This window comes from Cyanobium sp. FACHB-13342 (genome assembly GCF_014697415.1).
Lineage (GTDB): Bacteria > Cyanobacteriota > Cyanobacteriia > PCC-6307 > Cyanobiaceae > Cyanobium_A.
In genome coordinates this window covers 302,663-321,768 of sequence record NZ_JACJRT010000008.1, presented here as the reverse complement: position 1 = coordinate 321,768, position 19,106 = coordinate 302,663, and the positions used below count along the sequence as shown (strand labels likewise).

18 protein-coding genes are annotated in these 19,106 nt (G+C 66.7%); 14 read left to right on the top strand and 4 right to left on the bottom strand.

Features of this window, described 5'->3' with window-relative positions; genetic code table 11:
- Window positions 1–28: 28 nt before the first annotated feature.
- Entirely contained in the window at window positions 29–286 is a 258-nt protein-coding gene (locus H6G16_RS07085) for an NAD(P)H dehydrogenase assembly family protein (RefSeq protein ID WP_190389575.1), read from the top strand.
- Here H6G16_RS07085 and H6G16_RS07080 read toward each other — a convergent pair.
- Together H6G16_RS07080 and H6G16_RS07075 are read right to left on the bottom strand one after the other, a co-directional pair.
- Entirely contained in the window at window positions 276–1,574 is a 1,299-nt protein-coding gene (locus tag H6G16_RS07080) for a pitrilysin family protein (protein WP_190389574.1), read from the bottom strand. The genes H6G16_RS07085 and H6G16_RS07080 overlap by 11 nt on opposite strands.
- A complete protein-coding gene (locus tag H6G16_RS07075; RefSeq protein WP_190389573.1) occupies window positions 1,571–2,839 on the bottom strand; it encodes a pitrilysin family protein in 1,269 nt (422 codons plus the stop codon). The genes H6G16_RS07080 and H6G16_RS07075 overlap by 4 nt, the downstream gene beginning before the upstream one ends.
- Window positions 2,840–2,888: 49 nt before the next feature.
- On the opposite strand from H6G16_RS07075, the gene H6G16_RS07070 reads away from it, so the two are divergent.
- The 11 genes from H6G16_RS07070 to H6G16_RS07020 all read left to right on the top strand — a co-directional run bounded on the left by H6G16_RS07070 (window position 2,889) and on the right by H6G16_RS07020 (window position 13,572).
- Entirely contained in the window at window positions 2,889–3,662 is a 774-nt protein-coding gene (locus H6G16_RS07070) for a phycocyanobilin:ferredoxin oxidoreductase (RefSeq protein ID WP_347238822.1), read from the top strand.
- The gene (locus H6G16_RS07065; protein WP_190389571.1) at window positions 3,647–4,591 is read left to right on the top strand and encodes an HlyD family efflux transporter periplasmic adaptor subunit; all 945 of its coding nucleotides are present in this window, start codon (window positions 3,647–3,649) and stop codon (window positions 4,589–4,591) included. The genes H6G16_RS07070 and H6G16_RS07065 overlap by 16 nt, the downstream gene beginning before the upstream one ends.
- Window positions 4,591–5,763 (top strand): ABC transporter permease DevC, encoded by a 1,173-nt coding sequence (gene devC / locus H6G16_RS07060; RefSeq protein ID WP_190389570.1) that lies wholly within the window; start codon window positions 4,591–4,593, stop codon window positions 5,761–5,763. Before H6G16_RS07065 ends, devC begins: the two co-directional genes overlap by 1 nt.
- Complete coding sequence (locus H6G16_RS07055) at window positions 5,763–6,455, top strand: DevA family ABC transporter ATP-binding protein (RefSeq protein ID WP_190389569.1); 693 nt, start codon at window positions 5,763–5,765, stop codon at window positions 6,453–6,455. Before devC ends, H6G16_RS07055 begins: the two co-directional genes overlap by 1 nt.
- A 36-nt stretch (window positions 6,456–6,491) precedes the next feature.
- On the top strand, window positions 6,492–6,647 hold the full coding sequence (locus tag H6G16_RS07050) for a hypothetical protein (RefSeq protein ID WP_006171625.1): 156 nt from the start codon (window positions 6,492–6,494) through the stop codon (window positions 6,645–6,647).
- Between the two features lie 93 nt (window positions 6,648–6,740).
- The gene (locus H6G16_RS07045; protein WP_190389568.1) at window positions 6,741–7,667 is read left to right on the top strand and encodes a glycosyltransferase; all 927 of its coding nucleotides are present in this window, start codon (window positions 6,741–6,743) and stop codon (window positions 7,665–7,667) included.
- Between the two features lie 140 nt (window positions 7,668–7,807).
- The gene (rpsB, locus tag H6G16_RS07040; RefSeq protein ID WP_190389567.1) at window positions 7,808–8,521 is read left to right on the top strand and encodes a 30S ribosomal protein S2; all 714 of its coding nucleotides are present in this window, start codon (window positions 7,808–7,810) and stop codon (window positions 8,519–8,521) included.
- 65 nt (window positions 8,522–8,586) lie between these two features.
- Window positions 8,587–9,246: a translation elongation factor Ts gene (gene tsf / locus H6G16_RS07035; RefSeq protein WP_190389566.1), complete on the top strand. Its 660-nt coding sequence runs from the start codon at window positions 8,587–8,589 to the stop codon at window positions 9,244–9,246.
- Window positions 9,247–9,257: 11 nt separating this feature from the next.
- Window positions 9,258–10,373 carry a hypothetical protein gene (locus H6G16_RS13090; protein ID WP_190389565.1) on the top strand — a complete coding sequence of 372 codons (1,116 nt, stop codon included), beginning with the start codon at window positions 9,258–9,260 and terminating at the stop codon, window positions 10,371–10,373.
- Window positions 10,322–12,832 carry an ATP-dependent DNA helicase RecG gene (recG, locus tag H6G16_RS07025; RefSeq protein WP_190389564.1) on the top strand — a complete coding sequence of 837 codons (2,511 nt, stop codon included), beginning with the start codon at window positions 10,322–10,324 and terminating at the stop codon, window positions 12,830–12,832. Before H6G16_RS13090 ends, recG begins: the two co-directional genes overlap by 52 nt.
- Window positions 12,833–12,852: 20 nt before the next feature.
- A complete protein-coding gene (locus H6G16_RS07020; protein WP_190389563.1) occupies window positions 12,853–13,572 on the top strand; it encodes a M15 family metallopeptidase in 720 nt (239 codons plus the stop codon).
- Here H6G16_RS07020 and H6G16_RS07015 read toward each other — a convergent pair.
- Window positions 13,539–13,889: a hypothetical protein gene (locus H6G16_RS07015; protein WP_190389562.1), complete on the bottom strand. Its 351-nt coding sequence runs from the start codon at window positions 13,887–13,889 to the stop codon at window positions 13,539–13,541. The two genes, H6G16_RS07020 and H6G16_RS07015, sit on opposite strands and share 34 nt — an antisense overlap.
- Entirely contained in the window at window positions 13,886–15,625 is a 1,740-nt protein-coding gene (gene sir, locus H6G16_RS07010) for a sulfite reductase, ferredoxin dependent (protein ID WP_242036238.1), read from the bottom strand. The genes H6G16_RS07015 and sir overlap by 4 nt, the downstream gene beginning before the upstream one ends.
- A gap of 93 nt (window positions 15,626–15,718) precedes the next feature.
- On the opposite strand from sir, the gene glyS reads away from it, so the two are divergent.
- Entirely contained in the window at window positions 15,719–17,884 is a 2,166-nt protein-coding gene (glyS, locus tag H6G16_RS07005) for a glycine--tRNA ligase subunit beta (protein ID WP_190389560.1), read from the top strand.
- Window positions 17,885–17,972: 88 nt separating this feature from the next.
- On the top strand, window positions 17,973–19,094 hold the full coding sequence (locus tag H6G16_RS07000; RefSeq protein ID WP_190389559.1) for a fatty acid desaturase: 1,122 nt from the start codon (window positions 17,973–17,975) through the stop codon (window positions 19,092–19,094).
- The last annotated feature ends 12 nt before the right edge of the window (window positions 19,095–19,106 follow it).

The following is a 19,106-nucleotide window of genomic DNA, read 5'->3' as shown; positions in this document are numbered from 1 at the left end:
CGGCTGCGGCGGCAGTTAGGTTGCGCCCATGGACGACCACTCCACCCAGTCCAACGCTCCGCAGGAGCAAGCCGAGGCACCCCCATTCGAGCTCGGAGCTCAGGTGCGCCTGAAGGGGCCGCTGCGCTATCTCAAGACGGCCGATCCCATGCCCATGCTGCGCCCGCCCGATCTGGTGGATCCGGAGGAGCTGGGCCAGGTGGTGGCGATCAAGGCGAGGCAACAACTGGCGGTGCGCTTCCGGCGTGGCACCTTCCTGATCGACGTCAACCAGCTCAGCGGCTGAGGGCATGGCTGCACCAGGCCCGCTCGCCTGCCTCCAGCGCCATCGGCGGACCGCAGAGGCTCAGGGCCGGAGCCGCCAGTTGCCGGCGTGCAGCGGCCATGAGGTCGTCAGCGCTGAGCTGGTGGGCCCGCAGCAGGGTGTCAGCGACGTAGGACCAGCCCAGGCCATGGCCCAGCACCAGGGCCTGGCGGTCGGCAATCTGGCCGCAGGTCTGCCGTCCCATGGCGTCCTGACCGCGGAATTTGGCCTTGGCCAGGTCGAGTTCCCCAGCGCTCAGCGGGTCGTCCAGCATCCGTTGCCACTCCTCGAGCAGGGCTGTGACGGCTTCCTCCGCCCGATCCGCCGAGGTGGAGAGGTGCCAGATGAACGGGGTAGCGCCGCGGCGGGCCGGTAGGTGCACGCCCACGTCGTAGGCCAGGCCGCGCTCTTCGCGCAGGCTCACGAACAGGCGGCTGGACATGCCCATGCCGAGGTGGGCCTGGAGCAGGCGTAGGGCCAAACCATCCGGGTCGCCGAGGGGAACGGTGGCAGCCCCCAGCATCACCACCAGCTGCTCCGTGTCCTGCTCCAGGCTGGCGAAGCGCTGGGTGCAGGCGGGTGCCTCCGGGCCTGGCCCCGGGCGGGGAGCGGACGTTGCCCAAGGGGTCTGGTGCAGTTCGTCCTGGAACAGCGCTGCCAGATCCCCATCCACGTCGCCGCAGGCCACCAGCAGGGCTCCGCCGCCCCCCAGGGACGGCACCAGCTCACGGATCGGGCCCACCTGCAGATTGGCCAACTCCTCCTCCACACCAAGGGGGTCGTGGCCGTAGGGACCCTGCCCGTAGAGCTGGCTGCGCAGCTGGTCGTGGGCCAGCTGGAATGGATCTTCCCGCTGCCGCTGCAGGCTCTGCAGGTTCAGCCCCCGCTCCAGCTCAAGCTGGTCGCCCTGGATCCAGGGTTCGCGCACCATCGCGAGCAGCAGGGGCAGCAGGTCAGGGGCGTCACCGCTGGCACATTTGAGGCTGAGCACCAGGCTGTCCTCGTTGGCTTCGCAGCGCAGGGCAGCCCCGCGGCCCTCCACCAGGTCGGCCAGGGCTTCCGCTCCGTAATGGCCACAACCGCGGGTCATCAGTCCGGCCAACAGCTGGGCGGCGCCCCGTTGACCGGGCCGGTCTTCGCTGCTGCCGCCCCGGATCCAGAGCCGGGTGGCCACGATCGCCGGACCTGGCCTCGACTGCCAGATGAGGGGGAGCCCCCCCGGCAGGTTGGTTTGGTGCCATGGCCACGGTGGGGGCAAGGTCACGCTCATGCCGGCACCGCCTCCAGCACGCAGGCCCGACTGGGATCGAGCAGGGGCAGGCAGTCCTGCAGGAGAGCATCGGGGCTCCAGGCCTGGATGTCTGCCAACGGCAGGCCCAGCCCGTGGCAACGTCCCCAAAGCCGGTTGTTGCCAATCAGGCCCGCCACCCCACCGGCTGCCTCCAGGCCGAAGCGGTAGCCATTGGCCACCAGCCGTTGGGCTCGCCGCCATTCGGCCTCGGGCAGGCCCTCGGCCATGAGCCGGCTCCACACCTCGCTGATGGCCTGGCGCACCGCCGGCAGTTCATCCGGTTCGCAGATGGCCTCGAGCAGGGCAAAGCTGCCGCTTTCCATCACATGCAGATCGAGGTCGATGCTCTCGACGATCCGCAGCTGCTCCCGCAGCCGCTCCACCAGCCGGCTGCGGCGCCCCTCGGCCAGCACGGTGGTGAGCAGATCGGCGCCCATGACGCCGTGGAGATCGGCGGCTGGGGGCAGGCCCCAGAGCATCAACAGGCGGGCCGACTCCAGACGGGGTAGCGCCAGCCGATGGTCGCCAGGACACACGGCCAGGGGCGGGCGCGGGGGGGGCTCCCCCACGGTCGCGAGCGCCGCCAGGGCGCTGCCTTCGATGCGCTCGATCAGCTCTTCAGAGTCGAGGGAGCCCGTTAGAGCCAGCACACAGCGATCGGCTCCATACAGCCGTTGGTGGAACTCCGCCATGGCCGCCGGGGTTTGGGACTGCAACAACTCCCGTCGGCCCAGGATTGGCTCGCCGTAGGCGTGGCCGGGGCAGCCCAGGTGCAGCAGCTTCTGCAGGGCCATCTCGTCAGGCTGGTCCTCGCTTTGCGCGAGTTCCTCAAGCACCACCTGCCGCTCCATCTGGAAGGCTTCCGCCTCCAGCCGAGGCCTCAACACCAGATCAAGGAGCAGGTCTAGGGCGTCGGCGGCGGCCTCTGGCGGAATCAACACGTGGTAGTGCACGTCGTCAAACCCGGTGGCGGCATTGCTGTTGCCCCCCATGGCCTCGATGCGGAGATCGAATTGGCCTGGCCCCAGCTGTTCACTGCCCTTGAACACCATGTGCTCAAGAAAGTGGGCCATGCCGCTTTCCTGGCTGTTTTCGAAAATGCTGCCCGCCCGACACCAGAAATCCAGGCAGACCAGGGGAGCCTCCGCCAGCGGCAGGCTCACCACCCTGGCGCCATTCGCCAGCTGGTGATCCCTGGGGGGAGCCAGGCCCGGCAGCAGGGAGTCGGCAGGGGCCAGGGGCAAGGCTCAGATGCGTGGCAGGATCTGCATTCTGCTGGCTGCGCCCCCCGCCGTGAGTTCCGCCTCCCCTTCGCCCCAGGTTCCCGGTGTGCGCAGCAGCGGAGGCATCCACCCCCTGGTGGACGCCTTGGCCGAGCGCATCCGCATCGCGTGGCAGGGGCTACCTGAGCTGGCCCCCTTGGCGGTGGACCCCGAACTGGAAGCCATCAGCGGCAGCCTTGATGGCGAGGCCCTGTTCATTCGCAATGAGCTGTTCCAGTGCCGGGGCCTGCGCAAGCTCCATCTGGAAACCGCCCGCCTGGGGGCGGGGCTGCAGATCCTGCACTGCGTGCTGTTTCCCGATCCCCGCTACGACCTGCCGGTGTTTGGGGCCGACATCGTCGCCGGCCCGGCTGGGGTCTCCGCCGCGATCGTCGACCTCTCCCCGGTTCGGGACTCCTTGCCCGAGGCCATCGCCGCCGGTTTGGCGGCCCTCCCCTCCGGCGCTTACAGCCAGCAGCGCGATCTTCCGGGCTGGGGATCCATCTTTTCTCCCTTCGTGCGTTTTGTGCGCCCCACCAGCCCCGATGAGGAAGCCATGTTTCTCGACGAGGTGGGTGGCTTTCTGACGGTGCTCGCCGCGGCGGTTGGTGCCGCCGAAGCGCAGCCGTCCGACCATCCGGCTACGGTTGATCGCTGGCAGGGTCAGCTCCGATATTGCAAGCACCAGAAACAAAACGACAAGACGCGGCGGGTGTTGGAGAAGGCCTTCAACCCCGCGTGGGCCGACCGGTACATCGAAGACTTGCTCTTCGACGATCCGCCGGCTCCATGGGCCGCGCCCTGAAGACCGCTCCCAAGGCCTGGTGGGTCCTGGGTATTGGGCTCACCCTGGTTGTTGGCCTGGTGCTCAGCCGGCAGCAACGACCCAAGTCCGTCTCAACGCCCCAGGTGTCCCAGCCCGCGCGAGCACCGGAAGCGGTCGCGGCCCTGGGGCGGCTGGAACCGGCCGGAGATGTGCGCCGGCTCGCCGCGCCGATCAGTGGCATTGGGGGCAGCCCTCGCCTGACCACCTTGCTGGTGGAGGAGGGTGACGCGGTGACCCGCGGCCAGTTGTTGGCCCGTTTCGACACGGCACCCTCCCTGGTGGCCCAGCGGCGCCTGCTCGATGCGCGCCTCTCCAACCTGGACAGGCGCTTGCAGGTCCAAACCCGCGACATCGGGCGCTACCGCCAGTTGAGCCGCTCCGGCGCCATCCCCAGTGGAGAACTGGATACCCGGGAAACGGCGTTGCTGGAACTCCAGGGTCAACGCAATGAAGCCTGGGCAGAGCGGGAGCGCATCAAGGCGGAACTGCTGCTCACCGAGCTCCGGGCCCCCATCGAGGGTGTGGTGCTCAAGCTCCATGCGCGGGTCGGTGAGCGACCTGGCGATGCCGGCGTGCTCGAACTCGGCGCCAGCATGCGCATGCAGGCGGTGGTGGAGGTCTACGAAAGCGACATCGACCGGGTCCAGCTCGGCCAGTCCGTGAGCCTGATCAGTGAAAACGGGGGCTTCCAGGGCACCCTTCAAGGTCAGGTGATTCGGATCAGTCCCCAGGTCCGCCAGCGGTCGCTGTTGTCCACCGATCCCACGGGTGATGCGGATGCCCGGGTCGTGGACGTGCGGGTGGCCCTCAATCCTGCCGACAGCCAGCGGGTGAGAGATCTCACCGGCCTGAAAGTCATTGCCCGGCTTGGGGCCGTTGCCCCGGGTGCCGTTGGTACGGGCGGCTGATGCTCGGACGCCTTTGGACGGGCCGGCGGATCCCCCTGGCTTGGCTGCTCTTGACCCGGCAGCCGGTACGCCTGTTGGTGGCGCTGGCTGGGATTGCCTTTGCCGGCATTTTGATGTTCATGCAGCTGGGTTTCCGTGACGGCCTGTTCGATGCCAGCGTCACGATTCACCGGCTGTTTGACGCTGATCTGGTGTTGATCAGCCCCCGCTCCAGCAGCTCGGTGAGCATGGCGGGCTTTCCCCGCCGCCGGCTGGTGCAGGCCATGGCGGATCCTGCCGTGGAGGGGATCACGCCGGTGCACTGGAATCTGTTGCTCTGGCGCAATCCGGAAAACCGTTCCACCCGCTCCATCCTCACCCTCGGATTCGAGCCCAGTGATCCCCTGTTCATCGATCCATCGCTGCAGCCCAAGGCGAAGCTGCTGCAGGATCGGGGCCGGGTCCTCTTTGATGAGCGCTCCAGGCCTGAATTCGGTCCCGTAGCCGAGTGGTTTCGCAGCGGTCGCATCGTCGAGAGTGAGATCGGCGGGCAGCGCGTTCGGGTTGCGGGATTGGTGGGCCTGGGCACCTCGTTCGGTGCCGACGGCAACCTGCTGACCAGCCATGAGACCTACCTGAAACTGCTCCCCAATACCCCTCCGGGGAGCATCGAGGTGGGCTTGATCCGGCTGCGGCCGGGTTCCGATGCCGTGGCCGCGGTGGAGCGGCTCCAGCGTCAGTTACCGGATGACGTGACCGTGCTCACCAAGGACGGCTTCATTGCCTTTGAGCAGAACTATTGGCGCACCAGCACATCGATTGGCTTCATCTTCACCCTGGGCGCGGCCATGGGCTTTGTGGTGGGCTGCGTGATTGTCTATCAAATCCTCTACTCCGACGTCAGTGATCACCTGCCGGAGTACGCCACCTTGATGGCGATGGGCTACCGCCTGCCAACCCTGTTGGGGGTGGTGGCCCGGGAGGGCTTGCTCCTGGCCACCTTCGGCTACCTGCCGGCCTATGCGGCAGGCCAGGGCCTCTATCTGCTGGTGCGCAATGCCACCCAGTTGCCGGTGACGATGAACACCACCCGGGCCCTCACGGTGTTCACCATGATCTTGGTGATGTGCATGGCCTCGGCGGTGCTGGCCATGCGCAAGCTCGGCGATGCCGATCCGGCGGAGATTTTTTGATGGCACCGATGGTCCTGGTGTCTGGATTGCGGCACAGCTACGGCAGTGGCTCCATGCGCCGCCAGGTGCTGCAGGACATCAGCCTGCGCGTGGATCCCGGGGAAGTGGTTTTGCTGACGGGCCCATCCGGCTGCGGCAAAACAACGCTGCTCACCCTGATCGGCGCCTTGCGCCAGGTTCAGGAGGGGTCGGTGCGGTTGTTCGGCCAGGAGTTGCGGGATGCCAGTCGCTCGACTCGCCTGACCTTGCGCCGCCGGATCGGCATGATCATTCAGGGCCACAACCTGCTGCGCTGCCTCACCGCTGAACAGAACGTGCAGATGGGCGCGGACCTTCTCCAAGGGCTCAGCTATCGGGCCCGCCGCGATCGTTCCAGGGAGTGGTTGCGCGCCGTTGGGCTCAGTGACCACCTCGGCAAGCTGCCCCACGATCTGTCCGGTGGCCAGAAGCAGCGCGTCGCCATCGCCCGGGCCCTCGCCGCCAGGCCCCAGTTGCTCCTGGCGGACGAGCCCACTGCATCGCTTGACTCCCGCACCGGTCGGGAGGTGGTGGAGTTGTTGAAGGGTCTGGCGAAGGATCAGGGCTGCGGCGTGTTGATGGTCACCCATGACCCCCGCATCCTGGATGTGGCAGACCGCCTCGTTCAAATGGAGGACGGCCAGTTGAGCCAGGGGGCTTACGCGATTGAGTAGGCTGAGACTTCGCCTCTCCCCCAAGCCGCCGTCCGCATGGCCAAGCGCAGGAATCTCAAGAAAGAAAAGCAGGAACGCAACCGCGCCTACGCGCGCAAGTTCAAGAAGCGCAAGCTGCGCAACGACGGCCGTGGTGAAGGTGCCGGCAACGGTGTGACCGGCACGGCCAACAACGGCGGAGCTGCTGACTGATCAGCGCCCTGTGGCGTTGCTCGGGGGATCCTGCGGGATCCCCTTTTTGCTGTTCAGTCTGCTTCGGCCACCCCAACCCTTCAGGCGACCACGATGTTCCTCAGCGTCGTCATTCCGACCTACAACCGCCTGCCGATCCTGCAGAAGTGTCTGCAGGCCTTGGAAGACCAGCACCTGGCCTCGCCAATCACGGGTTACGAGGTGGTGCTGGTCGACGACGGCTCCACCGATGCCACCGTGGCCTGGCTCCATGAGCACGGGGCTGAGCTCCCCCATCTGCGGCTGATCCAGCAGGAGCATGGGGGGCCGGCGGAAGGCCGCAACCGGGGGGTCAGCCAGGCCCGTGGTGACGTCATCGTGTTCATCGATAGCGACCTGGTGGTGACCCCCAGTTTTTTGCGCTGTCACGCCCAGGCCCTCGAGCGACGTTGGCGCCAGCGGGGGCACCGCCGCTGCTTCACCTACGGCGCTGTGGTCAACACCGCCAGGTTTGACGACCCCACCAGTGAGCCCCACAAGCTCCAGGATCTCTCGTTTGCCTATTTCGCCACAGGCAATGTGGCCATCGACCGCCAGGTGCTGGAGCAGGCAGGTCTGTTCGACACCCGCTTCCGGCTCTACGGCTGGGAGGATCTGGAATTGGGAGAACGGCTGCGGCAGCTCGGGGTCGAACTGGTGCGTTGTCCTGAGGCGGTGGGGTACCACTGGCATCCGGCCCTGCGCCTGGAGCAGATTCCCGACCTGATCCGGGTTGAACGGGAGCGGGCCAAAATGGGTTGGGTGTTTTATCTCAAGCACCCCACCCGTCGGGTGCGGTTCATCATTCAGTACACCTGGCTTCACCAGCTGCTCTGGGAGCTGCTCACCCTGGGCGGCCTGCTCAATGAGAACAGCCTGCGCCCCCTCTTGGCCTGGCTGATCCGCAAGGGCCATCCGGGCCTGGCGATGGAGCTGCTGCGGCTCCCGCTCAATCGTTTGGGGGTGAGGGCCCTGCATGCCGAGGCCCGCAACACCATTTGATAGGGTGCCTGGGTTCCACTCACCCCGCACACCTGCGTGTTTCGGGTGATCTGAGCGATTCACCTCACCAGCTCCCTTGGCTGGCTGGGCGGCTCTTGATCCCTGGCAGGTGGAGGCAAACCCGAAACCCCTAACAAGCCATGGCTGTTGTCACTCTCGCCGAAATGATGGAGGCGGGTGCCCACTTTGGGCACCAAACGCGCCGCTGGAACCCGAAGATGTCGCGCTACATCTATTGCGCACGCAACGGCGTTCACATCATCGATCTTGTGCAGACCGCCGTCTGCATGAACAACGCCTACAAATGGACCCGCAGTGCCGCCCGCAGCGGCAAGCGCTTCCTGTTCGTGGGCACCAAGAAGCAGGCCTCCGAAGTGATTGCCCAGGAAGCCACCCGTTGCGGGGCCTCCTATGTCAACCAGCGCTGGTTGGGCGGCATGCTCACCAACTGGACCACAATGCGCGCCCGTATCGATCGCCTCAAGGACCTGGAGCGCATGGAGAGCTCGGGTGCCATCGCCATGCGTCCCAAGAAGGAAGCGGCCGTGCTGCGCCGGGAATTGGAGCGCCTGCAGAAGTACCTGGGTGGTCTGAAGAACATGCGTCGTTTGCCCGACGTGGTGGTGCTGGTGGACCAGCGCCGCGAAACCAACGCCGTGCTCGAGGCCCGCAAGCTCGACATTCCCCTGGTGTCCATGCTCGACACCAATTGCGACCCTGACCTCTGCGACGTCCCCATTCCCTGCAACGACGACGCCGTGCGTTCGGTGCAACTGGTGCTCGGCCGTCTGGCAGATGCCATTAATGAAGGCCGTCACGGTGCCCAGGATCAGGGCCGTGATGACGAGGGCTGAGCCCCTCCCCAGGCCCCCATCCCATCTCCCGCCCGGCGGGATGTCCCTCCCTATCCCTACCTCCCATGGCTGAGATTTCAGCAAAGCTCGTCAAGGAACTGCGCGATAAGACCGGCGCAGGCATGATGGATTGCAAGAAGGCCCTCTCGGAATGCGGTGGCGATGCCACCAAGGCCACCGAATGGCTGCGTCAGAAAGGCATTGCCACCGCCGAGAAAAAGGCCGGCCGCACGGCTGCGGAAGGAGCCATCGGCAGCTACATCCACACCGGTGCCCGCGTCGGCGTGTTGGTGGAGGTCAACTGTGAAACCGACTTCGTTGCCCGCGGCGAGGTGTTCCAGGAACTGCTGCGCAACGTCGCCATGCAGATCGCGGCCTGCCCTGGCGTCGAGTACGTCAGCGTGGATCAGATCCCCGCTGAGGTGGCCGAACGGGAGAAGTCCATTGAGATGGGCCGGGATGACTTGGCCGGCAAAAAAGAAGAGATGAAGGCGAAGATTGTTGAGGGCCGCATCGGCAAGCGCCTCAAGGAACTTGCCCTGCTGGACCAGCCCTTCATCAAGGACAGCACCGTCTCCGTGGCCGAAATGGTCAAGCAGGTGGCCGGCAAGGTGGGGGAGAACATCCAGGTGCGTCGCTTCACCCGCTTCACCCTCGGGGAGGGCATCGAGGTGGAGAAAGCTGATTTCGCCGCCGAAGTGGCAGCCATGACCCAAGCTGCCTGAGCGGTCCGCCCGTGACGCTGCTGGATGCTGCCCACCAGCAGCTGCATGATCTGGAAGAACGGCTGGGGGCGTCGAACCCCCAGCTCTACAGACACCTGGCGCTCTATCTACAGGTCCTCCGCGAGGGCCTGCTGGGGGCCGTTCAGCAGGCCTGCTTCCATCTGGCTACCCAGGTTTACCCCGAGCGCTATGCCGATCTGCCCCAGTCCCAGCGGCTGGTGTTACACCGTCGTATGGCCAATCTGGTGCAACGCGCCTGCAGCCTGCTCACGGTGGAGCAACTGACCCATTTGGCAGTGCAGATCTCGCGGGAAGAGCACCGGGAACGTCGGCGCCAGCGGGGCCGCTTGCTGGAGGCACTGGAATCCAGCCATGACCCCGACCCCGAGCCCACTCCGCAGGGCTCGGTCCATCTGGGACTCCGGTTGCCTATCGGCGCTGATTTCCTCCAGCCCTCGCGTTTTTTCCCGCAGCAGCCCGATTCGGATCAAGACGACGACAGGGATGCTGCCTCTGGTGCTGCCGATTCGGCAGATGACGTCTCGGGAGATCACGATTCGGGAGATGACAGTGAAGCGACCATGGCGGCAATGGCGGAAGCTCTCGCCGAGTGGATCGGCCAGCAGACCTCCAGCCCAGCCGTCACGGCTTGGGAGGGGGGGGCACTGCCCACGAATCCGGATCTGTTGCTCACTTGGATCAAGGGCTTTGAGGCCGCTCTGAGCCGCAGGCTGCGCAACCTGTCCCATGCCCTCAATGTGGATCTGCTGCGCCTGGGAATCACCCGCACCCTGTTGCCGGTGAGCCTGCTCGATGCTGCCCTCGCCGGCCAGCTCGAAACCCAGGAGGCACCCGCCAATCTGATGCGGCTGCCCCTCCCCTTCGGCCCCGATCCGGCCCCTTCCCGGCTGGACGCCACGGCCTTGCTGCTGCGCACCACGGATCTGGAGTTGGCCCTGCCCCGCCTGCGCACCTGCCGCAGTCGCATCCAGCAGCACCGCCAGGAGGTGCGCAGAATGGCCCAGCACTATCGCCGCATTCAGCGGCGGGTTCAGGCGCTCGAGGCGGAACAGCTGTGGCTGCAGGACATCAATCCAGCCCCGCCCCCTCCGAGCCAGCCGGTGTAGCAGCTTGGCTCAAGGCCCTCCAGCAGGGCTTGCAGCTGGAGGCTGACCGCGGTTTCGGCGACCTCAAGGGGCGGCACTGCAGTTTCAGTGTGTTCATGGTCCAGCAGCTGGGCGAGCCTCCCGCTGAGCTGCCCGGGGAAGCCCTGGCACGGGTCCTGGAGCTCCGGCCGGGCTTCGAGGGCTATGGGGGGTTGTCTCTGGGCCGGCGCCAGTCGTTGGTGCGCCAATGTCGCGAGCGGCTCCATGCCCTGCGCCAGGCCCAGCGCCCCGTGTTGGCCGTGGCGCCTCCCCGTCTGCGGTTGGTGCAGCCCGGTGCCGAGGGCCCCCGCGCGACTGGCCAGCTCCAGTTCGACGCCGACACCCCCCTAGCGGAGATCCGGGGGGTGGGGCCCAAAACCGCATCCCGCTTGGCCCAGCTGGGGTTGCTGTTGGTGCGTGACCTCGTGCACTACTACCCGCGCGACTACCTCGACTACGCCAACCTGGTGCGGATCAGTGGTCTGGAACCGGGGCGGACCGCCACGATTGTGGCCACCGTGCGGCGCAGCCACGCCTTCGCCAGCCCGCGCAACCCCAATCTCTCCATCCTCGAATTGCATCTGGTGGACTGCACCGGCAAGATTCGCGTCAGCCGGTTTTTTGCCGGACAGCGCTTCTCCAGCCCGGGTTGGCTGAAAACCCAGCAGCGCCAATTCCCCCCCGGGGCCACGGTGGCGGTGAGTGGGCTCGTCAAAGAGACTCCCTATGGCCCAGCCTTTCAAGATCCCTTGATGGAGGTGTTGGAGTCGCCCCAGGCTCCGGTCCGCTCCGACACCATCGGCCGCTTGCTGCCGGTGTACGGGCTGACGGAAGGCCTCGGTGCCGACCGCCTGCGCCAGGTGGTGGAAGCCGTGCTCCCGCTGGTTCGCCAGTGGCCGGATCCCCTCCCCGAGGCCCTACGCCAAAGCCAGGGCCTGGTGACCCGCGCCGAGGCCCTCAGCTGGATCCATGCCCCGGCCAATCAACAGCAGCTGCAGGCGAGTCGCCGCCGCCTGGTGTTCGATGAGTTCCTCCTGCTGCAACTGGGCCTGGCCCAGCGCCGGCGCCAGCTCAGCCAGCGCCCCGCTCCCCCCCTGGCCCTGCCCCCCGGCGGGGAGGGCTTGGTGCAGCGCTTTCTGGCCCTGTTGCCCTTCGCGCTCACGGGTGCACAGGAGCGGGTGTTGGCAGAGATCCGCGCCGATCTGGCCCGTCCCCAGCCAATGGCCCGGTTGGTACAGGGCGATGTGGGCAGCGGCAAGACCGTCGTGGCCCTGGCCTCCCTGCTCACCGCGATCGAAGCGGGCTGCCAGGGGGCGTTGATGGCGCCCACCGAAGTGCTGGCCGAGCAGCACTACCGCAAGTTGGCCGAGTGGTTGAACCAGCTGCATGTCCGTTCGGCCCTGCTCACGGGATCCACCCCCGCGCCCCGCCGCCGGGGCCTGCTGGAGGATCTGGTCAATGGCCAGTTGCAGTTGCTGGTGGGCACCCACGCCCTGCTCGAAGACCCGGTGCAGTTCGATCGCCTGGGCCTGGTGGTGGTGGATGAGCAACACCGCTTTGGGGTGCGCCAACGCAACCGCCTGCTCGCCAAGGGGCTCCAGCCCCACCTGCTCACCATGACGGCGACGCCCATTCCCCGCACCCTGGCCCTGTCCCTCCATGGCGACCTCGACGTCAGCCAGATCGATGCCCTGCCCCCAGGTCGCCAGCCCATTCGCACCCACCTGATCAAGGCCAGCCAGCGCCATCAGGCCTATGGCTTGATCCGGGAGCAGGTGGCGCTGGGGCAACGGGCTTACGTGGTGCTCCCCCTGGTGGAGGAGTCCGACAAGCTCGATCTCCGCTCGGCCGTGGAGGTCCACCGCCAGTTGAGTGAGGAGGAATTCCCGGATCTCCGTGTCGGCCTCTTGCATGGCCGACTCAACAGCGCTGAAAAACAGGCCGCCATCGGCGCCTTTGCCAGCGGGCAGACCCAGGTGTTGGTGAGCACCACGGTGGTGGAGGTGGGTGTGGATGTGCCCGAAGCCAGCGTGATGGTGATTGAACATGCCGAACGCTTTGGCCTGGCCCAGTTGCACCAGTTGCGCGGGCGGGTTGGCCGGGGGGCAGCCGCCTCCCACTGCCTGTTGATCAACGACAGCAGCAATGTGCTGGCTCGGCAGCGGCTGGAGGTGCTCGTGCGCTCCAGCGACGGCTTCGAGATCGCTGAGATGGATCTGCGCCTGCGGGGACCGGGCCAGGTGCTGGGTACGCGCCAGTCAGGCTTGCCCGATCTGGCCCTTGCCAGTCTCACGGACGATGGTGAGGTGCTGGAGCTGGCCCGTGCTGTGGCCCTCCAGATCACCGAGGCCGATCCCGACCTCCAGGCGCATCCAGGCTTGGCCCTGGCCCTGGCGGAGCAACGCCGCCGGCAGATGGATCAGGCTGCCCGCCTCAACTGACGCCCCCTCGCCTTCTGCCCATGGCGCTGCGCCCCTGGAGCCCGATTCCGATTCACGAGTGCGGCGAACCGCTGCTGCCCTTGCCGGGCCACCTGTGGCGCCTGGAGCCCCATCCCTACAGGGACCTCGGGGCCCCCTATGGCCCGAACGGCGATCCCTTCCGCTTACGTCAGGGGGTGCTGGAACGGCTGCTGCAGGCGCAGCAGGCGCTGCAGGCGGCTGTTCCCGGGCTGCGGCTGGCGATTTTCGATGCCTGGCGTCCGTTGGCGGTGCAGCGCTTCATGGTGCGCCATGCCCTTGAGCACGAATGCGGCCAGCAGGGCGTAGACCCGGACCAACCCTCACCGGAACGGGACCGAATCGAGGCCGAGGTGGGGCGGTTTTGGGCCCCGCCGAGCGACGATCCAGCCACCCCTCCTCCCCACAGCACCGGAGCCGCCGTGGACCTCACCCTGGCCGATGACGCCGGGATTCCCTGCCCCATGGGGGGGGCCATCGATGCGATCGGGGCCGTCTCAGAACCGCAGTTTCACCGGGTTGCCGCCCAGGCCGATCCGGATGGCGAGGCCGCCCTGTGGCACCGGAACCGCCAACTGTTGGCGCTGTCGATGGCCAGCGCCGGGTTTGTGCAACATCCCAATGAGTGGTGGCATTTCAGTTGGGGCGATCAGCTCTGGGCCTGGCGCAGCGGGAGCCCCAGCGCCCGTTATGGCCGCGTCGGGGAGGTGGAGAGCTCCTGAAATAGCTGATCGGCCTGCGGGCGGGTCATCAGGTCGCGGGACACACAGCGCCGCAACGTGCTGCGCGTCATGTCGAGTTGGATGAGGCGCAACTGGGCGATCACGGCATCGCTTTGGTCGCCATAGGGCTGGAGTTGCTGACGGAACGCGCTACGGATGCGCTCGGCTTCACAGGTGGTGCGGTCTGGGTCGTATCGGGTTGGAGGGGAGCTGGGAGGTGGGGGCTGCTGGCGTCCAAGCCCCGCGCTGGCCTCCGCCGCAGCCCAACAGATCACCAGACAGCCCACCAGGCCCCGGATAAGCGATGCCAGGCTCATCCAGCTCCGGCCGCCAGCCATTCCTGCACGGTGCTGCGACCACTCTTGACCACGAAATCCCCCAGGCTGCGGCGCCCGCCCGCGCTGTGCCAGGCCTGCAGGAGGGGCTCCAGGGTGGTCTCCAGGGCCTCCAGGGGCATCTTCTCGAGGTAGGGCTCGGCCAACCGGCTGAGGTTGGGGGTGCCCCCAAGCCAGAGCTGATATTGGTCGACCCCACTGCCGACCAGGCCGATCTCAGCCATGTAGGGCCTGGCACAGCCATTGGGGCAACCCGTCATGCGCACCAGCACGGAGCGGGTGATGCCGATCCGGTGCAGCAGGGCATCGAGACGGTTGAGCACCTCGGGCAGGATCCGCTCCGCCTCCGTGACGGCGAGGCCGCACAGCGGCAAGGCCGGACAGGCGAGGGCATGGCGCTCCAGGAGGGGAGTTGCTTCCGGTGTGTCGTAGCCGAGGGCGGCCAGTTCTGCCCGCACGCTGGCCCGCTGGGAGGTGCCGATGTTGCAGAGAAGCAGATCCTGGTTTGGGGTGAGCCTCACCTCAAGCTTGTAGGTGTCCACCAGGCGGCGCAGGCCCTGCTTGAACTCCCCTGCCAGACGGCCACACAACACGGGCAAACCCACGAACCAGAGGCCCCGGCTCTGCCGGTGCCAGCCCAGATAGTCCTCCAGCTTGGCCTTGGGTTCCAGGCGCATCCCCTTGATCGGATGGGCGAAGTAGTGGGCCTGCAGCTCCTGGCGGAACCAGGCGACGCCGCGGTCGTGGATGAGGTACTTCATCCGTGCGTGGCGGCGCACGTCCCGATCCCCATGATCCCGTTGCAGGGCGAGGATCGACTGCAACAGATCGAGCACGTGCTCGAAGGCCACGTAGCCGAGGGGGTCGGCCGTGCGCGCGAAGGTCTCCTCCTTGTTGTGGGTGCGGCCCATGCCCCCGCCCACATAGACATTGCAGCCCTGGGGATGGCCCTGGGGGTCCGTGAACAGCACCAGGCCGATGTCCTGGGTCAGCAGATCCACCGAGTTATCGCCGGGCACCGTCACGGCCACCTTGAACTTCCGGGGCAGGTAGGTGTCTCCGTAGAGGGGTTCCGCGCTGTCGCCACTGAAGACCCCACCCTGCTGCTGGCGGTCCTTCGCCGATTTCACGGTGGCACTGGGCTTGATCCGATAGCTCAGGTCCCCATCCACCCAGATGTCGAGGTAGGACCCTTCCGCTGCCTGGGGGGCGAGCAGATCGGCGATGTCATCGGCGAGCTTGCGAGCGGCCGGATAGCCCCCTTTCTCAAAGGGGGCGGCCGGGCCCATCACATTGCGGTTGATGTCGCCGCAGGCGGCCAGGGTGGACCCGAGCTCTCGCACGATGGTGCCGATCACCTCTTTGAGGTCGTCTTTTCGCACGCCATGCATCTGGAAGGCCTGGCGGGTTGTGGCCCGCAGGGTGCCATTGCCGAGCCGATCGGCGAGTTCGTCGATCGCTAAATAGAGGGAACCGGGCACGCGACCGCCTGGGTTGCGCAGCCGCAGCATCATCTGCCAGTCCTTATCTGCCCCCTTACGGCGGTTGTCGCGGTTGTCCTGCTGGTAGCTGCCGTGGAACTTGAGGATCTGAACCGCCCCCTCGGTGAAGTTCGGGGACGTGTTACCGAGCTCGGTCAGCAGTGGCTCCTTGAGATGGCCGCTGCTGGCCTTGAGCTGTTCAAATTTGGAAGGGGCCTTGGCACTGGAGCCGTTCATGACTTCTGGCATCAGGTCCTTCGCTCAAGGCGCGGCACCCTTTGAAGTTAGCGAACGGCGTTCAATACAGTCGCGCTGTGTTGCCAGCTGTCCGTGTCGACCTTTTTGCTCGAAATCGGCACCGAGGAACTGCCCGCGGATTTCGCACGGCTGGCCCTGCCCCAGCTGGAGCGTCTGGTGCGTCAGGACCTGGCAGCGCTGCGACTCCACCACGACGGGATCCATTGCACCAGCACCCCCCGGCGGCTCGTGATCCAGGCAATGGGGATCCCGGAGCGGCAACCCGATTTGGTGGAGGAGCGCAAAGGCCCGCCGGGATCCCAGGCCTGGAGCGATGGCAAGCCCACGGCCGCAGCCCTTGGCTTTGCCAAGCGCTGTGGGGTGCCGGCCGAAAGCCTGGAGCTGCGGGAGACGCCCAAGGGCCCCTTCGTGTTTGCCCGTTGCCAGGAGCCAGGCCGAACCAGCCTGGAGGTGTTGTCCACCCAGATCCCCCTCTGGATCGAGGCCCTGCAGGGTCGCCGTTTCATGCGCTGGGGGAAGGGGGACAGACGGTTTTCGCGGCCGGTGCGCTGGCTGGTGGCCTTGTTGGGGGACACGCCCATGCCCGTCACCCTGGCCGACAGCGATCCGATGATCTGCGCCGGCAGGATCAGCCGGGGCCATCGCTTGGTGGCCGCCACGGTGGAGATTGGCAGTGCGGACAGCTACGCGGCCGACCTGGCCGCCGCTGGGGTGGAGGTGGATCGCCAACGGCGCGGCACCATGATTCGTTCAGCGGTGACCTCGGCGGCTGGCGTCCATGGTGCCGAGGCCGATCTCCCCGATGCGCTGTTTGAGGAACTGATCGACCTGGTCGAATCCCCGTCCTTGCTGGAAGGTGGGTTTGATGACGCCTATCTGGATCTCCCAGCGGAGGTGCTCAGCACGGTGATGCGGGCCCATCAGCGCTATGTCCCCCTGGTTCGCCAGGGGCAGTCGCCAGATCCCCTGGCCCTCAATGCCAGGGACAGTCTGCTGCCTCGCTTTCTCTTCATCAGCAATGCCCTGCCCGCAGCGGCAGCCACGGTGTCGCGGGGCAACGAGCGGGTGCTCAAGGCACGGCTCGCCGATGCGGAATTCTTCGTGCGGGCCGACCGCTCCGTGGCCAGCATCGATCGCCGGGATCAGCTGGCCCGGGTCACCTTCGCCGAGGGCCTGGGTTCCCTGCTGGATCGCACCGAGCGTCTGGAATGGTGCACCGATGTGTTGCTGAAGCAGCTCCAACTCCCCCCCAGCTGCGGGGACCATGCCCGCCGGGCCGCCCACCTGTGCAAGCACGACCTGGTCAGCCAGATGGTGGGCGAGTTCCCGGAACTGCAGGGGGCCATGGGGGGTAAGTACCTGGTGGCGGAAGGGGAACCCGCCGCTGTGGGCCTGGCCGTGTTGGAGCATTACCTTCCCCGTGGAGCTGGCGACCGCCTACCCAGTTCCGATGCCGGCGCCGTCGTTGCCCTGGCCGAACGGCTGGAACTGCTGCTCAGCATTTATGCCAAAGGGGAGCGGCCCAGCGGCTCCTCCGATCCCTACGCGCTCCGCCGCGCCGGCAATGGCTTGCTGCAGATTTTGTGGGAGCGGGGTTGGACCCTCGATCTGCAGGCCCTGCTGGAGCGCTGCACGGCCCATTGGGCAGCGTTACTGCCGCACTTCGGGGTGGACGCGCCAGCGCTGGCCGCGGAATTGGCGGAATTCCTGCGGCAGCGGTTGGTGAGCTTGCTGGAGGACCAGGGCGTGGATGGCGATCTGGTGCAGGCCGTTGCCGGGGATGGAATGCCCCTGGAGCGCATCCTCCGCGACCCGTCCGACGCCCGCCAGCGCGCCGATCTGCTGGCGGCCTTGCGGGCCAGCGGGGAGTTGGCGGGGGTCCAGGCCGTGGTGACCCGGGCGGCCCGTCTGGCCGAAAAGGGCAGCCTGGACGCCACCGTGCTCAGCCCCGCCGGGATCGTCGATGCCAGCCTGTTCGAAACCTCCAGTGAGGGGGCCATGCTCCAGGTGTTGGAGCAGCTGGTGCCCATCGCAACCGGCACTGATCCCAGCCGCCACGCCGCCCTGGCCAAGGCTCTGGCGGCCAGCCGGGACACCCTGGCGGCCTTCTTTGACGGGGAGCAGAGCGTGCTGGTGATGGCCGACGACGGCGCCGTCCGCAGCAACCGACTCAACCTGCTCGGTGTTCTGCGCAATCAGGCGTCCGTGTTGGCGGACTTCAGCCGCATCGCCGGCTGAGGTCCATTTAGGCTGAATCAATTCCAGGAATCCTGATGCCTGTCCAGACCGGGGATTCCGCCTGACAAGCCTCCCCTTTGCCCAGGCCGTGGCGCCGGCACAGACCCTGCGCCGCAAGGATTTTCAGTTGGAGCCCTTTCGCCGCAGCGACGACCGCATCGCGGTGTGGCAGCTCTTGAACACGCTCGTGCCCACCGCCTTGCTGTGGGGCTGCATCGGTCCCCTGGCTGGGGCGGGCTCGGGCTTGCTTGTCCTGCTTCTGCCGGTGCTGGTGCTGCTGGTGTTGTTTTCAGCGCGCTCCTTTGCGCTGATGCACGACTGCGGCCACGAATCCCTGTTCCGCACCCGTTGGCTGAATCGCCCGGTGGGCTTCCTGCTCGGCTGCCTCAATGCCATTCCCCAGCACCCCTGGGCCCGGGGGCATGCCTTTCACCACCTGCACAACGGCAACTGGGAGCTCTACCGCGGTCCTTCGGCCCTGCTCACCCGCAGCGCCTATGTCGATCTCGAGCCAAGACAGCGCTGGCTCTATGGCCTCAGTCGCCACCCGTTGGTGTTGCTGCCGGGGGGCTGCTACTACCTGCTGGTCAGGCCACGGCTGCAGCTCCTGCTCGGACTCACCGAATGGCTCCAGGCCATGGCCGCCCATGTCGGCCAGAAGGGCCTCGCCGGTCTTGTCGACCTGCCCGGCCTCAGTCGCCAGTTCCAGTCCAGCCACTGGTACACCGCGGGCGAGTTCCGTGATCTCGTGGCCAACAACGTGGTGGTGCTCACCAGCTGGTGGCTGATGGGAGCCTGGCTAGGCCAGGGACTGTTCTGGGCCAGCTACCTGTTGGTGATGACCCTGTCTGCGGCCATTTTTCTGTGCATCTTTTTTGTACAGCACAATTTTGAAGGCAGCTACGCCAGTGGCAGCGAGGGTTGGAGTTATCTGCGGGGTGCGCTGGAGGGAAGCAGCAACCTGGATGTACCCCCGTTGCTCAACTGGTTCTGGGCGGATATCTCCTTCCACAGCATCCACCATCTGTGCGAACGGATCCCCAATTACCAGCTGAGGGCTTGCCACATGGCCAATGCAGACAATCTCGCCAGCAGCCGAGTGCTGAGGTTGTCAGATTTTGCCAGCTGTTTCACCTACATCCTCTGGGACGCCGAGGCTGGGCGGCTCATCACCCTCAGTGAAGCCGCCCAACCTGCCCATCAGCGCTGAGCTGCCCTAAGG

What these genes read in the sequence shown, in the direction of transcription:
- H6G16_RS07085 (WP_190389575.1), top strand. Translation starts at nt 29, where the DNA reads ATGGACGACCACTCCACCCAGTCCAACGCTCCGCAGGAGCAAGCCGAG.
- H6G16_RS07080 (WP_190389574.1), bottom strand. Translation starts at nt 1,574, where the DNA reads ATGAGCGTGACCTTGCCCCCACCGTGGCCATGGCACCAAACCAACCTG.
- H6G16_RS07065 (WP_190389571.1), top strand. Translation starts at nt 3,647, where the DNA reads ATGGGCCGCGCCCTGAAGACCGCTCCCAAGGCCTGGTGGGTCCTGGGT.
- devC (WP_190389570.1), top strand. Translation starts at nt 4,591, where the DNA reads ATGCTCGGACGCCTTTGGACGGGCCGGCGGATCCCCCTGGCTTGGCTG.
- H6G16_RS07055 (WP_190389569.1), top strand. Translation starts at nt 5,763, where the DNA reads ATGGCACCGATGGTCCTGGTGTCTGGATTGCGGCACAGCTACGGCAGT.
- H6G16_RS07050 (WP_006171625.1), top strand. Translation starts at nt 6,492, where the DNA reads ATGGCCAAGCGCAGGAATCTCAAGAAAGAAAAGCAGGAACGCAACCGC.
- H6G16_RS07045 (WP_190389568.1), top strand. Translation starts at nt 6,741, where the DNA reads ATGTTCCTCAGCGTCGTCATTCCGACCTACAACCGCCTGCCGATCCTG.
- rpsB (WP_190389567.1), top strand. Translation starts at nt 7,808, where the DNA reads ATGGCTGTTGTCACTCTCGCCGAAATGATGGAGGCGGGTGCCCACTTT.
- tsf (WP_190389566.1), top strand. Translation starts at nt 8,587, where the DNA reads ATGGCTGAGATTTCAGCAAAGCTCGTCAAGGAACTGCGCGATAAGACC.
- H6G16_RS07020 (WP_190389563.1), top strand. Translation starts at nt 12,853, where the DNA reads ATGGCGCTGCGCCCCTGGAGCCCGATTCCGATTCACGAGTGCGGCGAA.
- H6G16_RS07015 (WP_190389562.1), bottom strand. Translation starts at nt 13,889, where the DNA reads ATGAGCCTGGCATCGCTTATCCGGGGCCTGGTGGGCTGTCTGGTGATC.
- sir (WP_242036238.1), bottom strand. Translation starts at nt 15,625, where the DNA reads ATGAACGGCTCCAGTGCCAAGGCCCCTTCCAAATTTGAACAGCTCAAG.